We start from the raw sequence: 19,523 nt of genomic DNA, 5'->3' as shown, positions 1-19,523 counted from the left end.
CATGCTCACCCCGCCCACCGCACCGAAGCACCCCGTCGCGCGCGCCCACCACGGCGATGTCTACGTCGACGACTACGAGTGGATGCGCGAGAAGGACGACCCCGCCGTCATCGCGCACCTCCACGAGGAGAACGCGTACACGAACGCGAGGACCGAGCACCTGGCACTGCTACGCGAGCAGATCTTCGACGAGATCAAGGCCCGGACGCGCGAGACGGACCTGAGCGTCCCCACCCGCGAGGGCGAGTGGTGGTACTACACGCGGACCGTGGAGGGGAAGCAGTACGGCATCCACTGCCGCGCCCCGATCGCGGCCCCCGACGATTGGACGCCTCCGTCGCTCGACGAGCAGGCGCAGCGGGAGGGTCTGCCCGGCGAGCAGGTCCTGCTCGACGACAACGCGGAGGCGGAGGGGCACGAGTTCTACGCGCTCGGCAGTTTCGACGTCAGCGCCGACGGCACGCGGCTGCTCTACGCGGTCGACACGGAGGGCGACGAACGGTACACGCTGCGTGTCCGGTCCCTGACGGACGACGGTGCCGTGTTCCCGGACGAGATCGCGGGAACGGCGTCCGGCGCCCTGTTCGACCAGACCGGCGAATACATCTTCTACACGACCGTCGACGAGTCGTGGCGACCGGACACCGTCTGGCGGCACCGGGTGGGCGACGGGCCGGGGACCGCCGATGCGCAGGTGTTCCACGAGCCCGACGAGCGGTACTGGATCGGGGTCGGGCTCACCCGCAGCCGCCGGTACCTGGTGATCGAGGCCGGGTCGAACGTCACGAGCGAGAGCCGGCTGCTGCGCTCCGACGACCCCACGGGCGAGTTCCGCGTCGTCTGGCCGCGCAAGGAGGGGGTCGAGTACGACATCGAGCACGTCGTCGTGGGCGGCCGCGACCGCCTCCTCATCGTGCACAACGACGGCGCCGTGAACTTCGAGCTGGTGAGCGTCGCCGCCGACGACCCGGAGGGGCCGCGTCGCACGCTCCTCCCCCACGACCCCGCCGTGCGCCTGGAGGGAGTCGACGCGTTCCGCGACTTCGTCGCGCTCGAATACCGCCGCGAGGGCATGACCCGGGTGGCGGTCGCGCGCCTGCCCGAGGGCGCGGCGGCCGAAGGCGGTGCCGGCGCTGCTGCTGACGACACGCTGCACGAGCTCCCCTTCGAGGAGGAACTGTTCACCGTCGGGCTCCGCGGCAACCCGGAGTGGGAGCAGCCGTACCTCCGTCTGGGATACGGCAGCTTCGTGACCCCGTCGAGCGTCTACGACTACGACGTCCGCACCGGCGAGCTGCACCTCCGGAAGCAGCAGCCCGTGCTCGGCGAGTTCGACCCCGAGCTCTTCGCGCAGCGGCGCGAATGGGCCGTCGCGTCCGACGGGACCAGGATCCCCGTATCGCTCGTCTACCGCCGCGACCTCGTCACCCCGGGCGAGCCGGCCCCGCTCGTGCTCTACGGGTACGGCTCGTACGAGGCGAGCATGGATCCGTCCTTCAGCATCCCGCGCCTCAGCCTCCTCGACCGCGGCGTCGTCTTCGCGATCGCGCACGTCCGCGGCGGCGGCGAGCTCGGGAGGCTCTGGTACGAGCACGGCAAGAAGCTCCACAAGAAGAACACGTTCACCGACTTCGTGGCGGCCGCCCGGCACCTGGTCGACCAGGGCTGGACGAGCCCCGACCGGCTCGCCGCTCAGGGCGGGAGTGCCGGCGGGCTGCTCATGGGCGCCGTGGCGAATCTCGCTCCGCGGACCTTCGCGGGCGTGCTGGCCGAGGTGCCGTTCGTCGATCCGCTGACGAGCATCCTCGACCCGAGCCTGCCCCTCACGGTGATCGAGTGGGACGAATGGGGCGACCCGCTGCACGACGAGGACGTGTACTTCTACATGAAGTCGTACTCGCCCCTCGAGAACGTGCACCCGCACCCGTATCCGCGGATCCTCGCGATCACGAGCCTCAACGACACGCGCGTGCTCTACGTCGAACCGGCGAAGTGGGTCGCCAAGCTGCGGGACGTCGCTCAGGCCGACGCGCTCCTGAAGATCGAGATGGCGGCCGGTCACGGCGGCGTCTCGGGCCGGTACGCCGCGTGGCGCGAGCGGGCCTTCGCGCTCGCGTGGCTGCTCGACGTGGTGGGGGCGCACCCCTCGGGCGAGTAGGGCGTTTCTGCGCCCTTGCGGACGGGCGGGAGACGCCGCCGCGGTCAGCCGAGGTCGTCCGGGTCCTTGCCGGTTCGCTCGCCGGTCTCAAGGGCCGCGATGGCGTCGAGGTCGTCGCCGTCGAGCTCGAAGCCGAAGACGTCGATGTTCTGGCGGATCCGCTCGGGGGTCGTCGACTTGGGGATGACGATCACGCCGAGCTGCAGTTCCCAGCGGATCACCACCTGTGCCGGGGTCACGCCGTGCTTGGATGCGACCCGCTCGAGGGTCGGGTCCTGCAGGATCCTGCCGCGGGCCAGCGGCGACCATGCCTCCGTCGCGATGCCGTGCGCGGCGTCGTACCTCCGCACCCCCGCCTGGGGCAGCCACGGGTGCAGCTCGACCTGGTTGACGACGGGCACGGTGGCGGTCTCGCGGGCGAGGCGCTCGAGGTGGTGCGTGTGGAAGTTGGCGACCCCGATCGAGCGGGCCCGCCCCTCCTCGTGAACCCGTTCGAGCGCACGCCACGTCTCGACGTACTTGTCGCTGCGCGGTGCGGGCCAGTGGATGAGGAAGAGGTCGATGGTGTCGAAGCCGAGTCGCTCGAGGCTCGCGTCGAACGAGCGGAGGGTCGAGTCGTAGCCGTTCTCGGTCCACCAGACCTTGCTCGTCACGAAGACGTCGCCGCGGTCGAGGCCGCTGCGCCGGATCCCTTCGCCCACTCCGCGCTCGTTCCCGTAGAAGGCGGCCGTGTCGATGTGCCGGTAGCCCGCCTCCAGCGCGGCGAGCACCGCCTCCGGTGTCTGGTCCTCGGGGATCTTGTACACGCCGAAGCCGAGCTGAGGGATGGCATTGCCGTCGTTGAGAGTGACCTGCGGAATGGTTGTCATGGGTTCATTCTCCCGCGGCCGCGGCGTACAGCTGGGAGCACGGAAGGAGAACTACACATGGCAGTGAATGACAAGACGATCGCTTTCCTGGTCGGCCCCGAGGGCATCGAGCAGGCGGAGCTGACCGGCCCGTGGCAGGCGATCACCGAGGCTGGCGGGACCGCGAAGCTGATCTCGAAGGACGCGGGCGAGGTCCAGGCCTTCAACCACCTGACCCCGGCCGACACCTTCCAAGTGGACGTGACGCTCGACCAGGCGGACGCCTCCCAGTACGACGGGCTGGTGCTCCCGGGAGGTGTGGCCAACGGCGACCAGGTCCGGATGTTCCCCGAAGCGGTGTCGCTGGTGAAGGCGTTCGCCGACGCCGGCAAGCCGATCGCGGTGATCTGCCACGGCGGCTGGGTGCTCGTCGAGGCGGGCGTCGTCGACGGGCGCACCCTGACCAGCTGGCCGAGCCTCCAGACCGACTATCGGAACGCGGGCGCCACATGGGTGGACGAGGAGGTCGTGGTGGACGACGGTCCGTTCACGCTGATCTCGTCGCGCAAGCCGGACGACATCCCGGCATTCAACCGGGAGCTCCTCGCCGCGTTCGAGTGAGCCGTACCGCCGGGTGAGTGCCACGTGAGTGTTCCCTGGCAATGACGGGAGCGAGGGTTGCGGGTTCCGCCTGAGCGCGGAATCGTGGACGGCTCCTGAGCAATCGAACGGAAGGAGAGCGCATGCTCACCCTCACGGAGAACGCCAGCACGATCGTCAAGACACTGACGGAGCAGGCACCGCAAGACGACGCTGGCCTGCGGATCAGCAGCAGCAACCCGGAGCACACGGCCTTCGCGGCGGAGGTGGCCGCCACCCCCGACCCGGCCGACCAGGTCGTCGAGTCGGGAGGCGCGCGCCTCTTCCTCGAGCCGGGCGCAGCGGTGGCGCTCGACGACAAGGTCCTCGACGCGTCGGTCGACGACCAGGGCGGTGTGAGCTTCGCCATCGGCGCACTCGCCTGAGCCCGCGCTCGCCTGAGACAGCGAGAAGCCCGGAGCCGGTCCGCCGGCTCCGGGCTTCTGCGTGTCTGCGGCGCGTCCGCAGCGCGTCTTCGGCTGCCGGTAAGGCTGCCGGTCAGCCCTCGCCCGCGTCGAGGAGGAACTCCACGGCCGACGTCCACTGGGCGCAGATGCGCATGGGAGGGATCTCCTCCTCACCCGGGAAGTGCGTGGCGAAGTGCACCTCCGGCTCGCCCTTCACCGGTTCAGCCGCGGCGATGATCCCGAAGTAGGTGTCGTCGTCGTCGGACACGACCCGCCACCGCCCGGTCGTCGATCCGTCCGGCTCGATGCGGACGTGGTACCCGCCGTACTCGTACTCCGGGCCCGGGGGGAAGGAGGTGCCGTCGACCTTGCTCATGAGCCAGTTGTACCGGTCGCAGGTCGCGCCCTCAACTCGTTCACCTGCCTAGCAAAACGGTGTATGCGCGTCGTCCGCCTCGCCTCCCTTCCCTTCGCCTCGCCTCCCATCCCCGAGATTCGTGCCGAATGTGGGCCCTGCGCGCCTCGAAGCCCACATTCAGCACGAATCTGTGCTGCGAACTACGGGGTATTCGCCTTCCGCCTCGCCGAGATTCGTGCCGAAGGTGGGCCCGGGGCGAGTCGAAGCCCACACTCGGCACGAATCTGTGCCGGAACTTACGACGCAGGGGCTCCCGCGGTCACGCCCTCCTGCAGGGCGAGCTCGGATTCGGCGTCGTCGCCTCGGAACTGCGTCATGTAGAGGTCGTAGTACGCTCCGCGGCGCTCGAGGAGGGTGGCGTGGTCTCCCTGCTCGACGATGCGGCCGTTCTCCATGACGAGGATCGTGTGCGCGTCGCGGATCGTCGAGAGGCGGTGCGCGATCACGAACGAGGTGCGGTCGGTGCGCAGCGCGGCCATGGCGTGCTGCACGAGCAGCTCGGTGCGCGTGTCGACCGATGACGTGGCCTCGTCGAGGATGAGCAGCGACGGGTTGGCGATGAAGGCGCGGGCGATCGTGATGAGCTGGCGCTCACCCGCGGAGACGTTGCCGCCGTCGGAGTCGATGAGGGTGTCGTAACCGTCGGGGAGCTGGCGCACGAACCGGTCGACCATGGTGGCCTTGGCCGCCGCGATCACCTCGTCGTCGGTGGCGTCGAGCCGCCCGTAGCGGATGTTCTCGCGGATGGTGCCGGAGAACAGCCACGCGTCCTGGAGGACCATCCCGACCTGGCCGCGGAGCTCCGCGCGCGACAGGTGCGTGGTGTCGACGCCGTCGAGGCGGATCGCTCCGGCGTTGAGCTCGTAGAACCGCATGATGAGGTTGACGAGGGTCGTCTTGCCGGCGCCGGTCGGGCCGACGATGGCCACCGTCTGGCCCGGCTGGACGGACAGGGACAGGTCGCGGATGAGCTCCGTCTCGGGGTCGTACGAGAAGTCGACGTGCTCGAGCTCCACCCGGCCGTCGGCGCGCTCCGGGAGGTGCTCGGCCTCCGTGTCGGCCGACTGCTCCTCCGAGTCGAGGAACTCGAACGTGCGCTCCGCCGAGGCGACCCCGGACTGCAGCATGTTGGCCATGCCGGCGATCTGGCCGACCGGCTGCGAGAACTCCCGCGAGTACTGGATGAAGGCGGTGACGTCTCCGATGGTCATCTGGCCGGCCGTGACGCGCAGGCTGCCGACGACGGCGATGAGCACGTACGAGAGGTAGGAGACGAAGTTCATCGCGGGCATGATCATGCCCGAGACGAACTGGGCTCCGACCATCGACCGGTGGAGCTTGTCGTTCCGGCGGTCGAACTCCTCGAGCATGACCTCGTCGCGGCCGAACGAGCGCACGAGGTCGAGGCCGGAGTACGACTCCTCGATGTGCCCGTTGAGCGCGCCGGTCGAAGCCCACTGCGCTTTGAACAGCTTCTGCGAGCGGGAGCCGATCACGCCGGCGATGATGCCGGAGAGCGGAATGGAGATCAGCGCGATCAGGGCGAGCTGCCACGACACGATGAACATCATGATCCCGATGCCGAGGACGGTCAGCACCGACTGGATGAGCTGCGAGAACGCCTGCTGCAGCGCGGTCTGGATGTTGTCGACGTCGTTGGTCACCCGCGACATGAGGTCGCCGCGCTGACGCGTGTCGAAGTAGCTCAGGGGGAGGCGGTTGAGCTTCGCCTCCACCGACTCGCGCAGGTGGTAGACCACCCGCATCACCAGCCCGTTCAGCAGGTAGCCCTGCCACCACTGGAGCAGCGACGCAGCGATGTAGAAGGCGAGAACGATCATGAGGAGACGCCCGAGGGCGACGAAATCGATGCCGGCTCCGCCCTGTGCGGAGCTCGTGAAGCCCTGCACGATGATGTCGGTGGCCTGACCCAGCAGCTTCGGCGCGATCACCACGAGGGCGACCGAGACCACCGTGAGCAGCGTCACGAAGACCATCCCGAGCCATTCGGGCCGGAGGAGGCCGAGCAGACGACCGAAGGAGGGCCAGAAGTGCTGCGCCTTCTTGGCGGGGGCTCCGCCGAACATGTCACCGTCGGACTCGCCCGGCGTGAAGTCGTACTCCTCCTCGAGCTCGTCGAGGACGATCGCGGTGGCGGTCGGCTCCTCGGCGGGGCGACGTCGGTTCTTGCGCTGGTCGGTCCGGGTCATCTCAGGCCACCTCCAGGCTCAGCTGCGATTCGACGATCTCGCGGTAGGTCTCGTTGGTCTCGAGCAGCTCGTCGTGCGTGCCGCTGCCGACGACGCGGCCGTCGTCCATGACGATGATCCGGTCGGCCTCACGGATGGTGGAGACGCGCTGCGCGACGACGATCACCGTGGCGTCGCCGGTGGATTGTGCGAGGGCGCGTCTCAGCCGGGCGTCGGTGGCGACGTCGAGCGCCGAGAACGAGTCGTCGAACAGGAACACCTTCGGACGCGCGACCAGAGCGCGCGCGATGCACAGCCGCTGGCGCTGGCCGCCCGAGACGTTGGTGCCGCCCTGGGCGATCCTCTCGTCGAGGCCGTTCTCCTTCGCGCGGACGAAGCCGTCGGCCTGGGCGACGCGGAGCGCCTCCCACAGTTCGGCGTCGGTCGCGTCGGGCCGGCCGAAGCGGAGATTGGAGGCGATCGTGCCCGAGAAGAGGTAGGGCCGCTGCGGCACCAGACCCAGCACGCCGGAGAGCTGCTCGCGGGTCAGCGCGTCGACGGGGACACCGCCGATCCGCACCCGGCCCTGCTGGGGCGTGAAGAGATCGGCGATGACGGAGACGAGCGTGCTCTTGCCGGAACCGGTCGACCCGACGATGGCGGTCACCTGGCCGGGCTCGGCGGCGAAGGTGACGTCGTTCAGGACCGGCTTCTCGGCACCGGGATAGCCGAAGGTGACGCCCTCGACCTGCACGCGGCCGCCGGCCGGAAGCGCTGCCGCCGCGTCGGCCCCCCGGTGCGACGGGACAGCTCCGAGGACCTCGTCGATGCGCTCGGCGCACACCATCGCCCGCGGGATCATCATCGCCATGAAGACGCCCATCATGACCGCGACGAGGATCTGGAGGAGGTATTGCAGGAAGGCGGTGAGCGCACCGATCTGGATCTCGCCGGTGTTGACGCGCTCCGCGCCGAACCACAGCACCGCGGCCGTTGCGGCATTGAGGATGAGCATGATCACGGGGAACATCAGGACGAAGATGTTCCCCACCCGCACCGAGATGCGCGTGAGCGCGGCGTTGGCGTCGTCGTAGCGGCCGGTCTCGAACTTCTCGCGGACGAACGCGCGGATCACGCGGATGCCGACGATCTGCTCGCGGATGACGCCGTTGACGCCGTCGATCCGGCTCTGCATCTCGCGGAACATCGGGAGGAGCAGGGCGACGAGGACGCCGACGACGACGAAGAGGACCGCGACCGAGACCCAGATCAGCCACGAGAGCCCGGCGTCGACCTGTACGGCGAGGATGATGCCCGCCACGCACATGATCGGCGTCGACACCATGAAGTTCAGAGTCATGAGGAGCAGCATCTGCACCTGCTGCACGTCGTTCGTGTTGCGGGTGATGAGAGTGGGCATGCCCCACCGCGCGAGGTCGAGGGCCGGGAGGTCGTCGACCTTGCGGTAGAAGGCGCGACGCAGGTCGCGGCCCGTCGACATGGAGGCGCGGGCACCGAAGTAGGTGGCCGTGATCGCAGCAGCCACCTGGCCGAAGCAGACGATGAGCATGAGGCCCCCGGTCCGCCAGATGAAGTCGGTGTCACCGCGGAGGACGCCCTTGTCGATGATCTGGGCGTTGAGGGTCGGCAGGAACAGGGCGGCCAGCGTCGCGATCAGCTGTAGGACGACGACCGCGCTCACCGAGCGCCAGTACGGGCGCGCATAACGGAGCGATAGACGGAGGAGGGTCACGGTTGATTCCCGATTCGTGTTCTGGTGAGGTGACAAACCTAGCGCTGACCGGCGACATCCGAACTGGTGGATCCGGTGATCACCTCCGTGAGGGGATCACGCCCGCGAGTAGATGAGATGCAGCACGCCGTTGTCGTAGGCGTCGTACTGCCGGAGCCGGAGCACCGTCTCGGCGCTCCCCTCTGGGAACAGCCGCGCACCGGTGCCGCGGACGAGCGGGTACACGAAGAGGTGGAGGGCGTCGACGAGGCCGTCGGCGAGGAGGGCGCGCACGAGGGCCCCACTGCCGCTGATGTAGATCCCTCCCGTGACGCTGTCCTTGAACTCGCGGATGCGCCCCGCATCGTAGGCGCCCAGCGAGCGCGAGTTGCGCCAGGTGCGCTCAGCCGCGGCGTCGTCGAGGTTACCCGAGACCACCGCCTTCGGGGTGTCGTTGAAGAAGGGCGCGCCCGGGTCGTCGTCGGCCGTGCGGCCCGACCAAGCCGGGGCGAACATCTCGAACGTGCGACGCCCGAGCAGGATCGCGTCGGACGAGCGGGTGAGCCGCGCGATGTCCTCGCCCATGTCCGGGTCGAACCCGAACGGGACCGTCCAGCTCGGGTCCTCGAAGACGCCGTCGAGCGACACGAACTCGTGGACGCTGATCGTACCCATGGCGGACTCCTCCTGAGCGGCTCGGACGGACGGCCCCAGTCTAGGCGCGCCGATCCAGCGGCGGGGCAAGGGGTTGCTCCGGGCGCGGCCAGGAGTACTACTGGCCGCAAGACGCATCGCCCGCGGCAGCATCGCCCGTCGGGCCGGACCGGAGGGAGGGGTGCCGTGGACACCGTCCTGGCCGTCCTCGAACGCGGCGACATCGCCTTCGAGATCGAGTTCGAGCGGACCAGCGAACCGCCGTTCGAGCTGCGCCTCCCCTCCCACATCGGCGGTGCCGCCGTCGTGGACGTGTTCGACCTGGCGGATTCGAGCGAGTGGCCCGACCTCGTGCGGTACCGCTTCACCGAGTGCGTGCCGGTCGTTATCGGCTCGATCGACGACCTCTGAGCGCATCGCCCGATCACTCCTCCGCCGCCGCGGGCGCCTCGAGGTCGTCGATGCGCCGGCGGAGCTCGTCGTTCTCGCCCTGCAGCTCGATGACGCGCCCGATCCCGGCGAGGTTGATGCCGTCCTCCTGGAGGCGCGAGATCTCGCGGAGGCGCGACAGGTCCCCCTCGCTGTAGCGGCGGGTCCCGCCATCTGTGCGAGCGGGCGCGACCAGGCCCTTCTCCTCGTAGAGACGCAGCGCGGCGGCGGTCAGACCCGAGAGCTCGGCCGCGACCGCGATGCTGTAGAGCGGGGTGTCCTCGCCGCGATCCGTCATCCTCAAAGTTTGCTGGGAATGCGAGATTTTGTCAATTGTCTGGAGTAAAAAATCTGTTGCAAACACAGTAGATCTTCCTCGAGAAGACCAGTAGAGACACACGCATCCGAGTGAAAGGAGCCCACACCATGGCCATGTCGTTCGATCCTTTCAGCCAGCTCGACAGGATCGCCCAGACCATCTTCGACACCAGCCGCCAGCCGCGCATGATGCCGATCGACCTGTTCCGCGAGGGCGCGGAGTACGTCCTCCATGCGGACCTCCCCGGCATCGACCCCGGCTCGGTCGACGTCGACGTCGACGGCCACCTGCTGACGATCCGCGCCCAGCGCTCCGCGGGCTCGCACGAGAGCAGCCGCTGGCTGGTCCAGGAGCGACCGTACGGCGCCTACCTGCGGCAGTTCACCATCGGCGACGACGTCGATGCCGAGCGCATCACGGCCAGCTACGACAACGGCGTGCTCACCGTCGTCATCCCGATCGCCGAGCGCGCCAAGCCGCGCAAGATCGCCGTGGAGTCGGCCACGGAATCGTCGCGCGACACCGGGCAGAAGGCGGTCTCCGCGTAACCCGTCCCGTGTCCACCCCGCCCCTCGGCTCTCCTCGAGAGTCGAGGGGCTTCCTTTTGCGGCAGGCGAGAATAGGAGGCATGGCCCTCCCCGCAACCGAGCGCATCGTGCCGGTGACCGCCTCCCGGATCGAGCTGGAGGCCGAGATGCCGTTCGAGCGACTCCGCTCGGCTCTGGAGGCGGAGGTCCCGGCCGTCGACAGGAGGCTGCTGAGCGGGCTCATGCGCGAGGGCGCACCCTGGCGCCGCCTCGTCGCAGAGCTCGCCGGGCCGGGCATCCACGGGCTCGTCCGGTTCTGGGAGGAGCACCCCACCCCGGTCATGAAGGTCGGGGGAGCCGACACCCCGAGCGCGCTGTACCTGCTCGGCGAGTACGGCGTCATGGCGCGCATGTTCCGGCATGATCCGGGCGCGCTGCTTTACGCTCCGGTGCGCCTCGAATTGCACGCCCGGGGCGCCGGGCGCACCGTGCTGGCCTTCGAGCAACCGAGCGCCTCCCTGCGGACCTTCGGCAACAACAAGATCACCCAGGCCGGTTTCGAACTCGACCGCATGCTCGGCGACCTCCTCGAAGAGCTGGGTCTCCCCCGGCCCTCGGTGCTGCGCGCCTGAGCGCTCTCCTCATTGCCACATGTCCCGCGTGAGGCCACCCGCTCGCTCGCGTCGAGCAACCGCAACACCGCGAAGCAGCCCTGCGGAAAAGACGCTGAGTACAAGGGCGAGGCCTATCGGAACAAGAATGTGCTGCGCGCTTTGGAGGTACAGCGCCTCAGCCGACGACAACACCTGACGGTGACCGGAGTTGACGCTGTAGGAGGCGTCTCCCACCTTTTCAACTGTCGTCCCGCGCGGCAAAACGACGGCTCCAGCGGAGAACGTGAGCGCCGCGATCGTTCCGAGCAGCACGAATGTCACTCGGAAAGCACGGGAACCACGCCAGAAGCCCATGGCGAAGAGCTGGCCGATGAAGCCGCTTGATGCGGGCGGCCCCGTGACTCCTTTTACCGTGAAGTACGCAGCCGTCAACGACAGGACGAAGAAGATGACAGCGACAACGAGAATGCCGCTGACCAGGGGAAGACTCGACACGCCGGTGAGCAAGCCGACAACGCCCACACTTGCCGCCACCGCATAGAGACCGATCGGACCCCGGGCGAGAATTCTCATTGCGTGGCCGTCGCCGTGGTTGGCCACGCCCATCCGGGTTCTCCTCCCCATACCGTCGGACCTCCCCGAGTTCACGCGGGATGCGGACCCCGATTGGCTACTCCGTTCCGAAGCATACGGGTTCGGCCGCTCGTCGCGCCCGAGCGGCCGCACGCGAGCCGAGCCTTGCCCTTACGGCGTCGGCATCCCTCCCGTGACCGCCAGCGTCTCCCCGATGACGTAGCTCGACTCGGGCGAGGCGAGGAAGACGTACGCGGGGGCGAGCTCGGCCGGCTGGCCGGGGCGCCCGATCGGGGTCTCCTGGCCGAACTCGGGGATCGCCTCGGGCAGCTGCCCCTTGCTCACCTGGAGCGGGGTCCAGATCGGGCCCGGGGCGACGGCGTTGACGCGGACGCCCTTCGGCGCGAGCTGCTGCGCGAGGGCCTTGGTGAACGCGTTGATCGCGGCCTTCGTCGTCGCGTACTCCACGAGCGTCTCGCTCGGCTGGTAGGCCTGGATGGACGTGGTGTTGATGATCGCCGAGCCGACGGGGAGGTGCGGGAGAGCAGCGCGGGTCAGCCAGAACATCGCGTAGATGTTGGTCTTCATCGTGTGGTCGAACTAGTCGTCCGGGACGTCGGTCAGGCTCTCGGTCGCAATCTGCTTGCCCGCGTTGTTGACGAGGATGTCGATCCCGCCGAGCTCGTCGAGCGCGCGGCGGACGATCTCGTCGCTGAACTCGCGCTGCTTGAGGTCGCCGGGGATCGTGACGGCGGTCCGGCCGGCATCGCGGATCAGACCGGCGATGCGCTGCGCGTCCTCTTCCTCCTCGGGGAGATAGACGAGGGCGACGTCGGCGCCCTCGCGCGCGAACGCGATGGCTGTGGCGGCGCCGATGCCGGAGTCGCCTCCGGTCACGACCGCCTTGCGGCCCTCGAGGCGGCCGGAACCGACGTAGCTGTCCTCGCCGAGGTCGGCGCGCGGCTGGAGGTCGCTCTCCAGACCGGGCTCGGGAACCTGTTTCTCGTCCGGCTTGATCGCCGGGTAGCGGTCTACCGGGTTGTCGAAGGTGTACTGGGTCTCTGGCACGGGTCAGGCCTGCTCTCGGAGGTTGGTGGCGATCGTCTGCAGCGCATCGTCGAGCGCGTGCTGCATCCCGTCGACGTCGTGGGTCGTGTGGATGGTGAGCTCGACGCCGTCGTCGGTGATCCGCAGCGACCCGTGATAGTCGTGCGGACCGGGCGCGGACCACGAGATCTCCCGCGCGGCGCGGTCGACGTCGAATTCGGCCTCCGAGGTGACGGTCTCGTCCCGGCCGTCCCGGTCGGCGTCGACCCGGGCGGTCGTCTCCACCTTGCCGTCGGGGAGCTGGTGGGCCTCCGTCATGCGCGGGAAGTAGGCGGGCAGGTTCTCGGGACGCGACACGTAGTCGAGGTACTGATCGGCGTCGCCGTCGAGCGGGCGGGTGGCGGTGTAGGTCGGCATGCCGCAACGCTAGGGTCGCCGGCGCGCGCTCGGGACCCCATTGACGGGACCGGATCGGAGTGCCCCCGCTTCTATAATCGAACGCATGACTCCCGGCAGCGACGCGGCCTCCGCCTCCCCGCTGCAGACGCTGTCCCGCGGCATCCGCGCGCTCGAGATCCTGGCCGACGCGGGCGAGCCGCTCACCATCGCCGAACTGTCGGCGAGACTCGGCCTCCACCGCTCGATCGCCTACCGGATCCTCCGCACGCTGGAGGACCACGGCCTGGTCGTGCGCGACGCCGCCGGTTCCGTGCAGCTCGGTCCGCGGCTCGCCAGCCTGGCGCGGTCGGTCTCCCGCGACCTGCAGGCCGTCGCCCTCCCGCAGCTCACCGCGGTGGCGAACGAGCTCACGATGACCGCCTTCGTCGCCGTGCTCGACCGACACGAGGTCGTCACGCTGGTGACCGTCGAGCCGGCGCACGCCCACGCCACCGTGGCGCAGCGGCCGGGCACCCGGCATCCGCTCGCCTCGGGCGCTCCCGGGATCGCGATCCAGTCGATGCTCACCGACGCGCAGTGGCGGCAGCTGCCCGGTGAGCACGCGCGCGAGGAGGCGTCACTCGCCCGCGACCGCGGCTACGCGACCAGCCACGACGAGGTCATCCCGGGCCTCGCGTCTGTCGCCGTGCCCCTCCGGGTGAGCGGTCAGCCGCCGGCGGCGCTGGCCGTGGTCTTCGTCTCGTCGGCGGTCGACGCAGCGGCGATCGGCGCACGGCTGACGGCAGCGGCCGACGCCATCGCCGCCGACCTGCACTGACGGCCGAGCCGACGGACGACGCGAGTCGCCGATCCCTGCAGAACGGCGACCCGCGTCCCGGAAGCACCGGCCGGACCACGGCGCGGCGATCACTCCGTGAAGGCGTCCTTGATGTCCTCGCCCGCGTTCTTGACCTTCGCGGCGGCCTGGTCGGCCTTGCCCTCGACGACCTTCTGGTCGTCGTGGGTGAGCTTGCCGATCGCCTCCTCGGCCTTGCCCTTCAGCTCCTGCGCGGTGTTCTTCATCTTGTCGGCAGCACTCATGGCTGTGTCCTTCCCATCTCGTGTTTCTTGGATCACGACGACCGGGCGGCCGTCGCGGTGTCGACCCGCACCGCCGAGCGGAGGCGGGCACGGAACCCGCCGACCAGCTGGGCGAACACGGGCGGCGTGGCACCGAGCGCGGCATGCAGCCGCAGCACGGCGTCGTCGATGGCGTCCACGACTTCCCGGGGCGAGGCCCCGCGACGGCAGCGGACGGTGAGCTTGAGGGCGCGCTCGCCGCGCACCCGGTAGGCGCCGACCCCGATCCCCGCGACTCCGGGCACGGACGCCAGCGCATCGGAGAGGAGTGCGGCCGGGACGGCGGTGTCGATCTGCACCTCGCCGTCGGCCGTCTCCATCCGCAAGACCGTGGAGGTCGCGCCTCCCCCTTGCCGAAGCATGAAGACCAGGAGCAGCACGGCCGTCGCAAGCGCTGCCGTGAGCGCGGCCAGCGCTGTCGCGCTGACGGCCGTTCCCGGCCCCAACGGACGTGCGAAGGCGTCATCGGCGGCCGCGACCAGGTTTCGCGCGGTGCGCGTCCACTGGCGGGCCGCACCCGGGACCAGCAGCAGCAGTGCCGCGGCGACGCCGACGGCGAGCGCGATCAGCCCGGCCACCGCGATGACCGTCCGGTTCAGCGCGCGGTTGGTGTCGTTCACGATCCCACCTTTCCTTTCGTCGAGACGAGGACGCTGACCCGCACCCGCTCGGTCGCACCGGAGCGCTCGAACTCCTCCGCGACCGCACGGCGGACGGCGTCGCGGTCGACCCGCCGGCCGCTGACGGGGACGATGCGAACCGTGCAGGCCCGGCGCCCGAGGGATGCGGACACCGCGTCAGGTGCCACTGCGGCCGTCTTCGCTGCGCGGCGGGCGAGAGCGGAGGCGAGCATGTCGTCGTCCGCCACGACGAGCGCCCGTTCGGACGCCAGGGGGCGACGCGCCCGCCGCCCCGGGAAGACCGCGAGCGCGACGAGCACGACCGCGATCAGGGATGCCGCGCTCGCGGTGGCGATGAGCGCGGGAGCGGGCCATCCCGGGGCTTCCGCGATCGCGGTCAGCAGCGCGCGGGGTGCCAGGAGCGCCGGGCGAAGCCCGAGCAGGGCGAGCACCCCCTCCACCGCCAGCCAGACGACCACGGCGAGAAGCACGGCAGCTACCGCGACGGCCGCCGCCGAGCGCGGCGAGTGCGTCTCGCGGCGAACGATCCGCGCTCCGGTCCGGGTCATCGGACCCTCCTCTCCGAGATGACTGCTCCGCTGGCCCGCACGTCGACGCGGGTGACCTCGAGGCCGGTGAGCGCGCCGAGGCGCGCCCGGATGGTCGCAGCCGCGTCCGCCAAGCGTGAGGCCAGCGGCTCGGCCGGACCCGCCTCCACTCGGGCTGCCCTGAGCGAGCGGACGGCGACCGGGGCGGTCACGCGGACCGCCAGCGAACCGGAGGCGTCGCGCACCCGGGCCGAGACGTCACGCGGGAAGACGCCGAGCTCGTCGGCGGCGACCGCCCGGGCGAGGTGCTCGAGCGCCACGCCCAGGAACCGGTCGCGACCTCCGGTCATGAGGAGGAGCGGCGGCCGCGCAGCGCGTCGGCCACCCGGGCCGGGTCGAGCTCGCCGCCGAGGATCCGCGCCGCCGCGGCGCCGACGAGCATGGCCGCGGCCACGCCCACGAACACCCAGAAGCCGAACGCGGCCCAGACGACGGCGAGGGCGCCGCCGATCAGTGCGCCGTAGCTGGCCTTCGTCACTGGACCCGGGCCTCCTGCTCGTCGTCGTCGCTCGGCACGTGCACGTCGTTGATCGTGACGTTGACCTCGGTGACCTCGAGCCCGACGATCCGCTCGATGGCCTGCACGATGGCCGCGCGCACGTCGGCGGCGACCTTCTGGAGCGCGACGGGGTACTCGGCGACGACGGTCACGTCGGCCGCCACCTGCTTCTCTCCGACCTCCACGCTGACGCCCTGGCCGAGGTCGGTCGCGTTGACCGCCTCACGGAGCGCGCCGAGGGCGCGAGCGGCGCCTCCGCCGAGCGCGTGGACCCCGGGGACCTCGCGCGCCGCGATGCCGGCCACCTTGGCGACGACGGCGTCGTTGATGACCGTCTTGCCGAGCGCCCGCTCGGTCGGGGCGGGGCTGGTCGAGGGGGTGGTGTTCGCCATGGTTCGTCCTTCCGTTCCTTCCGGCCCACGTCTGTGAGCCGCACATCTGTGACGGACCGGTGCGGGCGTTCGTCACGCGGAAAAGCTGAGAATTCGCTGATTTATCTAGCCGAGCTAGTTACTAACCGTTCTAACAGAAGTACGAATGGTCGCAGGTGGTCGGTGCGGTGAGAGGGAGGCGCGGTGACCCCCCAGAAACTGCGTGCCCTGCAGGAGGCGAGCGACGACACGCTCGCCGCCCGCGCGGCCGACGGCGACCCGGCCGCCTTCGAGGTCCTCGTCCGCAGGCACGGGCCCCTCATGCGCGCCTACGCGGCCCGGATGCTCGGGTCGACCTACGAGTCGGACGACGTCGTGCAGGAGACGTTCGTCACCGCCTGGGACCGGCTCGGGGAGCTCGAGGCCGGCGCTGCGGTGAAGGCGTGGCTGATGCGGATCCTGAGCCGGCGCTGCATCGACCGAATCAGGGCCCGGCGCCCGCACGAGGACATCACGGAGGTCGAGGCGCCCGCCCCCGCGACGCAGGGACCGGAGCATCTGGCCGAGGTCCGCACCGCCCGGGAGGCGCTGAGCCGGGCGCTCGACGACCTCCCGGAGCTGCAGAGGAGATGCTGGGTGCTGCGCGAAGTGGGACAGTACAGTTACGACGAGATCGCGGCGGAGCTCGGCATCCCGGCGTCCACTGTCCGGGGACAGCTCGCCCGAGGCCGGAGAAGACTGCTCGACGCGATGGAGGACTGGCGATGACCGACCCCCTCCTCCCCGGCGACGAGCTGATCGACGGCCACACCCTCGACGAGCTCAGCGACTACCTGGCGCGCGGACGGCGGCCGGCCGACCCGAGCATCGACGACTCGCCCGAGTGCCGGGCCGCGCTCGCCTCGCTGGAGCGCCTCAGCCGGACCACGGCCGAAGCCCTGGCGGCCGAGGCCGAGCAGAACCCGGTCGACGACGGGTGGGTGGCGCGCATCCTCGACGGCATCCGCCTCGACGTGAAGGCGGGACGGCGGATCCCGGTGGCGCACCCTGATCCGTCGGCGGATCTCGCCCTCACGGAGGGCGCCGTCCGTGCGCTGATCCGCGGCGTCGGGGACGGCATCGACGGCGTCATCGTGGGCCGCTGCCGCCTCGACGGCGACGTCGGGACCCTCAGTGCTCCGGTGGACGTGCACGTCGAGATCGCCGTCCGGTACGGGGAGCCGTTCGCGACGGTCGCAGCCGCGGTCCGGGAGGCGGTGGCCGCGGAGCTCGGACGGCACGCGGAGCTCACCGTCAGCTCGGTCGACGTCACGGTCACCGACGTGTTCGACGAGCCGCAGGATGAGGAGGAGCGCCCATGACGACCGCAGAACCCGGGACCGAGTCCGTGCTCGCGGCGCTGGTGGGAGCCATACCCGGCGTGGTGCGCTTGTACCCGGCCGGGGGCGTGATGGAGCGGGTCGGTTCCGCGCTCGGGGCCGCGCTCGGCGCCGAACCCGGAGACGGCATCTCGCTGACGCCGGCCCGCATCTCGATCCGCCTCGCCGTCGACGGGGAACGACCGGCCGCGCACGTGTGCCGCGACGTCTTCGAGGTCACGCGAGCGTGGGCCGACGCCAACGGGATGCACGATGCCGTCATCGAGGTCACCGCCGCGAGCATCGACACCGAGGGCGCGCCCGACAGGGTCTGAGCTCCGCCCCTGGCCTGCCGCGCACGGATGATATACGATCGCACGGCAACGTCAGAAGGGAGCACCGGTGCTCGACAGGATGACCATCGAGGCGATCGCCGATGAGTTGGCGGACGCCGAGCGCGCCCGGACGACGGTGCCGCTGCTCACCGCCCGCCATCCGGGGATGACGGTGGAGGACTCCTACGCCGTGCAGCGGGTCTGGGTCGAGCGCGGGCTGGCCGCCGGGAGGCGGCTGGTCGGCCGGAAGATCGGGCTCACCTCCCGGGTGATGCAGCAGGCGACCGGGATCACCGAGCCGGACTACGGGGCGATCTTCGCCGACATGGTCTACCAGACCGGCGCGGTGATCGAGCACGACCGGTTCTCGAACGTGCGCGTCGAGGTCGAACTCGCCTTCGTGCTCGACACCCCGCTGGAGGGGCCGCACGTCACCCTGTTCGACGTGCTCGACGCCACCTCCTACGTCGTCCCGGCGCTCGAGATCCTCTCCTCCCGGATCGAACTGGAGGGGCGCACGATCGTCGACACGATCTCCGACAACGCCGCGATGGGCGCCATGGTCATCGGCGGCCGCCCCGTCGCCCCCGACGCCGTCGACCTGCGCTGGGTCGGCGCCCTGCTCTACCGCAACGAGACCATCGAGGAGTCCGGGGTCGCCGCGGCCGTGCTCGATCACCCCGCGAACGGCGTCGCCTGGCTGGCGAACAAACTCGCCGCGCACGGCACCCGCCTGGAGGCCGGGGACACCATCCTGGCCGGCTCGTTCACACGCCCGATGTGGGTGCACCCCGGCGACACCGTCCACGCCGACTACGGAACCCTGGGAGCCGTCACATGCCGATTCAGCTGACCCCGCCACCCACCCTCGCCGACCGCCTCGGCGAAGCCGACCGGCCCCTGTTCGGCATCTGGTCCTGCTCCGGCAGCCCCCTCGTCGCCGAGATCTGCGCCGGGAGCGGCCTCGACATCGTCCTCATCGACGGTGAGCACTCCCCCGTCGGACTCGAGTCCGTCCTCGCGCAGCTGCAGGCGGTCGCCGCCTACCCGGTCACCCCCGTCGTCCGCGCGCCGATCGGCGACACGGTCGTGATCAAACAGCTCCTCGACCTCGGCGCCCAGAACATCCTCGTGCCGATGGTCGACAGCGCCGAGCAGGCGCAGGCGATGGTGCGCGCCGTCCGCTACCCGCCGGCCGGCGTGCGCGGAGTGGGCAGCGCGCTGGCGCGCTCCTCGCGCTGGAGCCGCATCCCCGACTACCTGGCCCGCGCCTCCGAGCTCGTCTCGCTCACGGTCCAGATCGAGACGGTGGAGGGACTCGACGCGGCCGCCGAGATCGCCGCCGTCCCCGGGGTCGACGCCCTGCTCGTCGGACCGGCCGACCTGGCAGCCTCCCTCGGGCTCCTCGGGCAGCAGAACCACCCGGAGGTGGCCGCGGCGGTCGAGCGCGTGATAGCGGCCGGACGGGAGGCAGGAGTCCCGGTCGGCGTCAACGCGTTCGACCCCGCCACCGCCGACCGGTACGCCGGGGCCGGCGCCGCCTACCTCCTGGTCGGGTCGGACGTGACGCTGCTCGCCCGCGCCTCCGAGGGGCTCGCGATCCGGTTCATCGGCGACGACCCTGCGGCCGCTGCGCCCGCGAGCTACTGAGGAGAACGAG

General features: G+C 70.4%; 26 protein-coding genes and 1 pseudogene. 12 read left to right on the top strand and 15 right to left on the bottom strand.

The features are described 5' to 3' along the window. Position 1 precedes the first annotated feature (1 nt). The gene (locus tag FPT20_RS01550; RefSeq protein ID WP_158861917.1) at positions 2 to 2,158 is read left to right on the top strand and encodes a S9 family peptidase; all 2,157 of its coding nucleotides are present in this window, start codon (positions 2 to 4) and stop codon (positions 2,156 to 2,158) included. A gap of 44 nt (positions 2,159 to 2,202) precedes the next feature. On the opposite strand, the gene FPT20_RS01545 is transcribed toward FPT20_RS01550, so the two are convergent. After that, positions 2,203 to 3,027, bottom strand: coding sequence for an aldo/keto reductase (locus FPT20_RS01545; protein ID WP_158861916.1), 825 nt, complete (start codon positions 3,025 to 3,027; stop codon positions 2,203 to 2,205). Between the two features lie 57 nt (positions 3,028 to 3,084). Between FPT20_RS01545 and FPT20_RS01540 the strand changes: the two genes are divergently transcribed. Together FPT20_RS01540 and FPT20_RS01535 are read left to right on the top strand one after the other, a co-directional pair. Further along, positions 3,085 to 3,627 (top strand): type 1 glutamine amidotransferase domain-containing protein, encoded by a 543-nt coding sequence (locus tag FPT20_RS01540; protein ID WP_158861915.1) that lies wholly within the window; start codon positions 3,085 to 3,087, stop codon positions 3,625 to 3,627. Between the two features lie 122 nt (positions 3,628 to 3,749). Beyond that, positions 3,750 to 4,031 (top strand): Fe-S cluster assembly protein HesB, encoded by a 282-nt coding sequence (locus FPT20_RS01535; protein WP_158861914.1) that lies wholly within the window; start codon positions 3,750 to 3,752, stop codon positions 4,029 to 4,031. A gap of 112 nt (positions 4,032 to 4,143) precedes the next feature. On the opposite strand, the gene FPT20_RS01530 is transcribed toward FPT20_RS01535, so the two are convergent. The 4 genes from FPT20_RS01530 to FPT20_RS01515 form a co-directional block, all read right to left on the bottom strand. Then, on the bottom strand, positions 4,144 to 4,428 hold the full coding sequence (locus FPT20_RS01530; RefSeq protein ID WP_158861913.1) for a hypothetical protein: 285 nt from the start codon (positions 4,426 to 4,428) through the stop codon (positions 4,144 to 4,146). Between the two features lie 278 nt (positions 4,429 to 4,706). Then, positions 4,707 to 6,680, bottom strand: coding sequence for an ABC transporter ATP-binding protein (locus tag FPT20_RS01525; protein ID WP_158861912.1), 1,974 nt, complete (start codon positions 6,678 to 6,680; stop codon positions 4,707 to 4,709). 1 nt (position 6,681) lies between these two features. After that, the gene (locus tag FPT20_RS01520; RefSeq protein ID WP_158861911.1) at positions 6,682 to 8,412 is read right to left on the bottom strand and encodes an ABC transporter ATP-binding protein; all 1,731 of its coding nucleotides are present in this window, start codon (positions 8,410 to 8,412) and stop codon (positions 6,682 to 6,684) included. A 96-nt stretch (positions 8,413 to 8,508) separates the two neighbouring features. Further along, positions 8,509 to 9,066, bottom strand: a complete 558-nt coding sequence (locus tag FPT20_RS01515) for a dihydrofolate reductase family protein (protein WP_158861910.1) — start codon at positions 9,064 to 9,066, stop codon at positions 8,509 to 8,511. Between the two features lie 165 nt (positions 9,067 to 9,231). Here FPT20_RS01515 and FPT20_RS01510 point away from each other — a divergent pair, with 165 nt between their 5' ends. Next, positions 9,232 to 9,456 carry a hypothetical protein gene (locus tag FPT20_RS01510; protein WP_158861909.1) on the top strand — a complete coding sequence of 75 codons (225 nt, stop codon included), beginning with the start codon at positions 9,232 to 9,234 and terminating at the stop codon, positions 9,454 to 9,456. Positions 9,457 to 9,469: 13 nt separating this feature from the next. Here FPT20_RS01510 and FPT20_RS01505 read toward each other — a convergent pair whose 3' ends face one another. After that, positions 9,470 to 9,772 carry a MerR family transcriptional regulator gene (locus FPT20_RS01505; RefSeq protein ID WP_158861908.1) on the bottom strand — a complete coding sequence of 101 codons (303 nt, stop codon included), beginning with the start codon at positions 9,770 to 9,772 and terminating at the stop codon, positions 9,470 to 9,472. Positions 9,773 to 9,900: 128 nt separating this feature from the next. On the opposite strand from FPT20_RS01505, the gene FPT20_RS01500 reads away from it, so the two are divergent. Both FPT20_RS01500 and FPT20_RS01495 read left to right on the top strand, forming a co-directional pair. After that, the gene (locus FPT20_RS01500; RefSeq protein ID WP_158861907.1) at positions 9,901 to 10,341 is read left to right on the top strand and encodes an Hsp20/alpha crystallin family protein; all 441 of its coding nucleotides are present in this window, start codon (positions 9,901 to 9,903) and stop codon (positions 10,339 to 10,341) included. Positions 10,342 to 10,421: 80 nt separating this feature from the next. Then, positions 10,422 to 10,952, top strand: a complete 531-nt coding sequence (locus tag FPT20_RS01495) for a hypothetical protein (RefSeq protein ID WP_158861906.1) — start codon at positions 10,422 to 10,424, stop codon at positions 10,950 to 10,952. A 9-nt stretch (positions 10,953 to 10,961) separates the two neighbouring features. On the opposite strand, the gene FPT20_RS01490 is transcribed toward FPT20_RS01495, so the two are convergent. From FPT20_RS01490 to FPT20_RS01480, 3 genes and pseudogenes are all read right to left on the bottom strand, one after another. Next, on the bottom strand, positions 10,962 to 11,540 hold the full coding sequence (locus tag FPT20_RS01490) for a hypothetical protein (RefSeq protein WP_158861905.1): 579 nt from the start codon (positions 11,538 to 11,540) through the stop codon (positions 10,962 to 10,964). Positions 11,541 to 11,678: 138 nt separating this feature from the next. Beyond that, positions 11,679 to 12,575, bottom strand: a pseudogene (locus FPT20_RS01485) (SDR family oxidoreductase). 3 nt (positions 12,576 to 12,578) lie between these two features. Beyond that, positions 12,579 to 12,971 carry an SRPBCC family protein gene (locus FPT20_RS01480; RefSeq protein WP_158861904.1) on the bottom strand — a complete coding sequence of 131 codons (393 nt, stop codon included), beginning with the start codon at positions 12,969 to 12,971 and terminating at the stop codon, positions 12,579 to 12,581. An 85-nt stretch (positions 12,972 to 13,056) separates the two neighbouring features. Here FPT20_RS01480 and FPT20_RS01475 point away from each other — a divergent pair, with 85 nt between their 5' ends. Further along, positions 13,057 to 13,770 carry an IclR family transcriptional regulator gene (locus FPT20_RS01475; protein WP_158861903.1) on the top strand — a complete coding sequence of 238 codons (714 nt, stop codon included), beginning with the start codon at positions 13,057 to 13,059 and terminating at the stop codon, positions 13,768 to 13,770. A gap of 89 nt (positions 13,771 to 13,859) precedes the next feature. Here the strand turns inward: FPT20_RS01475 and FPT20_RS01470 are convergent, their stop codons facing one another. Genes FPT20_RS01470 through FPT20_RS01445 form a run of 6 tightly spaced genes read right to left on the bottom strand, consistent with a single transcriptional unit; the run spans position 13,860 to position 16,191 of the window. Next, entirely contained in the window at positions 13,860 to 14,033 is a 174-nt protein-coding gene (locus FPT20_RS01470) for a CsbD family protein (protein ID WP_158861902.1), read from the bottom strand. Positions 14,034 to 14,065: 32 nt separating this feature from the next. Next, positions 14,066 to 14,692, bottom strand: coding sequence for a hypothetical protein (locus tag FPT20_RS01465; RefSeq protein WP_158861901.1), 627 nt, complete (start codon positions 14,690 to 14,692; stop codon positions 14,066 to 14,068). After that, complete coding sequence (locus FPT20_RS01460; protein ID WP_158861900.1) at positions 14,689 to 15,261, bottom strand: DUF6286 domain-containing protein; 573 nt, start codon at positions 15,259 to 15,261, stop codon at positions 14,689 to 14,691. The genes FPT20_RS01465 and FPT20_RS01460 overlap by 4 nt, the downstream gene beginning before the upstream one ends. After that, positions 15,258 to 15,590 (bottom strand): hypothetical protein, encoded by a 333-nt coding sequence (locus FPT20_RS01455; RefSeq protein WP_158861899.1) that lies wholly within the window; start codon positions 15,588 to 15,590, stop codon positions 15,258 to 15,260. The genes FPT20_RS01460 and FPT20_RS01455 overlap by 4 nt, the downstream gene beginning before the upstream one ends. After that, positions 15,587 to 15,778, bottom strand: coding sequence for a hypothetical protein (locus FPT20_RS01450; protein ID WP_158861898.1), 192 nt, complete (start codon positions 15,776 to 15,778; stop codon positions 15,587 to 15,589). Before FPT20_RS01450 ends, FPT20_RS01455 begins: the two co-directional genes overlap by 4 nt. Beyond that, positions 15,775 to 16,191: an Asp23/Gls24 family envelope stress response protein gene (locus FPT20_RS01445; protein WP_158861897.1), complete on the bottom strand. Its 417-nt coding sequence runs from the start codon at positions 16,189 to 16,191 to the stop codon at positions 15,775 to 15,777. The genes FPT20_RS01450 and FPT20_RS01445 overlap by 4 nt, the downstream gene beginning before the upstream one ends. A gap of 183 nt (positions 16,192 to 16,374) precedes the next feature. On the opposite strand from FPT20_RS01445, the gene FPT20_RS01440 reads away from it, so the two are divergent. The 5 genes from FPT20_RS01440 to FPT20_RS01420 all read left to right on the top strand — a co-directional run bounded on the left by FPT20_RS01440 (position 16,375) and on the right by FPT20_RS01420 (position 19,513). Next, a complete protein-coding gene (locus FPT20_RS01440; RefSeq protein ID WP_158861896.1) occupies positions 16,375 to 16,938 on the top strand; it encodes an RNA polymerase sigma factor in 564 nt (187 codons plus the stop codon). After that, the gene (locus FPT20_RS01435; protein WP_158861895.1) at positions 16,935 to 17,531 is read left to right on the top strand and encodes an Asp23/Gls24 family envelope stress response protein; all 597 of its coding nucleotides are present in this window, start codon (positions 16,935 to 16,937) and stop codon (positions 17,529 to 17,531) included. Before FPT20_RS01440 ends, FPT20_RS01435 begins: the two co-directional genes overlap by 4 nt. Then, positions 17,528 to 17,863: a hypothetical protein gene (locus tag FPT20_RS01430; protein ID WP_158861894.1), complete on the top strand. Its 336-nt coding sequence runs from the start codon at positions 17,528 to 17,530 to the stop codon at positions 17,861 to 17,863. Before FPT20_RS01435 ends, FPT20_RS01430 begins: the two co-directional genes overlap by 4 nt. A 67-nt stretch (positions 17,864 to 17,930) precedes the next feature. Beyond that, entirely contained in the window at positions 17,931 to 18,716 is a 786-nt protein-coding gene (gene hpaH, locus FPT20_RS01425; protein ID WP_158861893.1) for a 2-oxo-hept-4-ene-1,7-dioate hydratase, read from the top strand. Next, complete coding sequence (locus FPT20_RS01420) at positions 18,701 to 19,513, top strand: HpcH/HpaI aldolase family protein (RefSeq protein ID WP_158861892.1); 813 nt, start codon at positions 18,701 to 18,703, stop codon at positions 19,511 to 19,513. The genes hpaH and FPT20_RS01420 overlap by 16 nt, the downstream gene beginning before the upstream one ends. The last annotated feature ends 10 nt before the right edge of the window (positions 19,514 to 19,523 follow it).

The sequence above is a fragment of the Leifsonia sp. AG29 genome (assembly GCF_009765225.1).
Lineage (GTDB): Bacteria > Actinomycetota > Actinomycetes > Actinomycetales > Microbacteriaceae > Leifsonia.
This window is presented reverse-complemented; position numbering and strand designations above follow the sequence as displayed.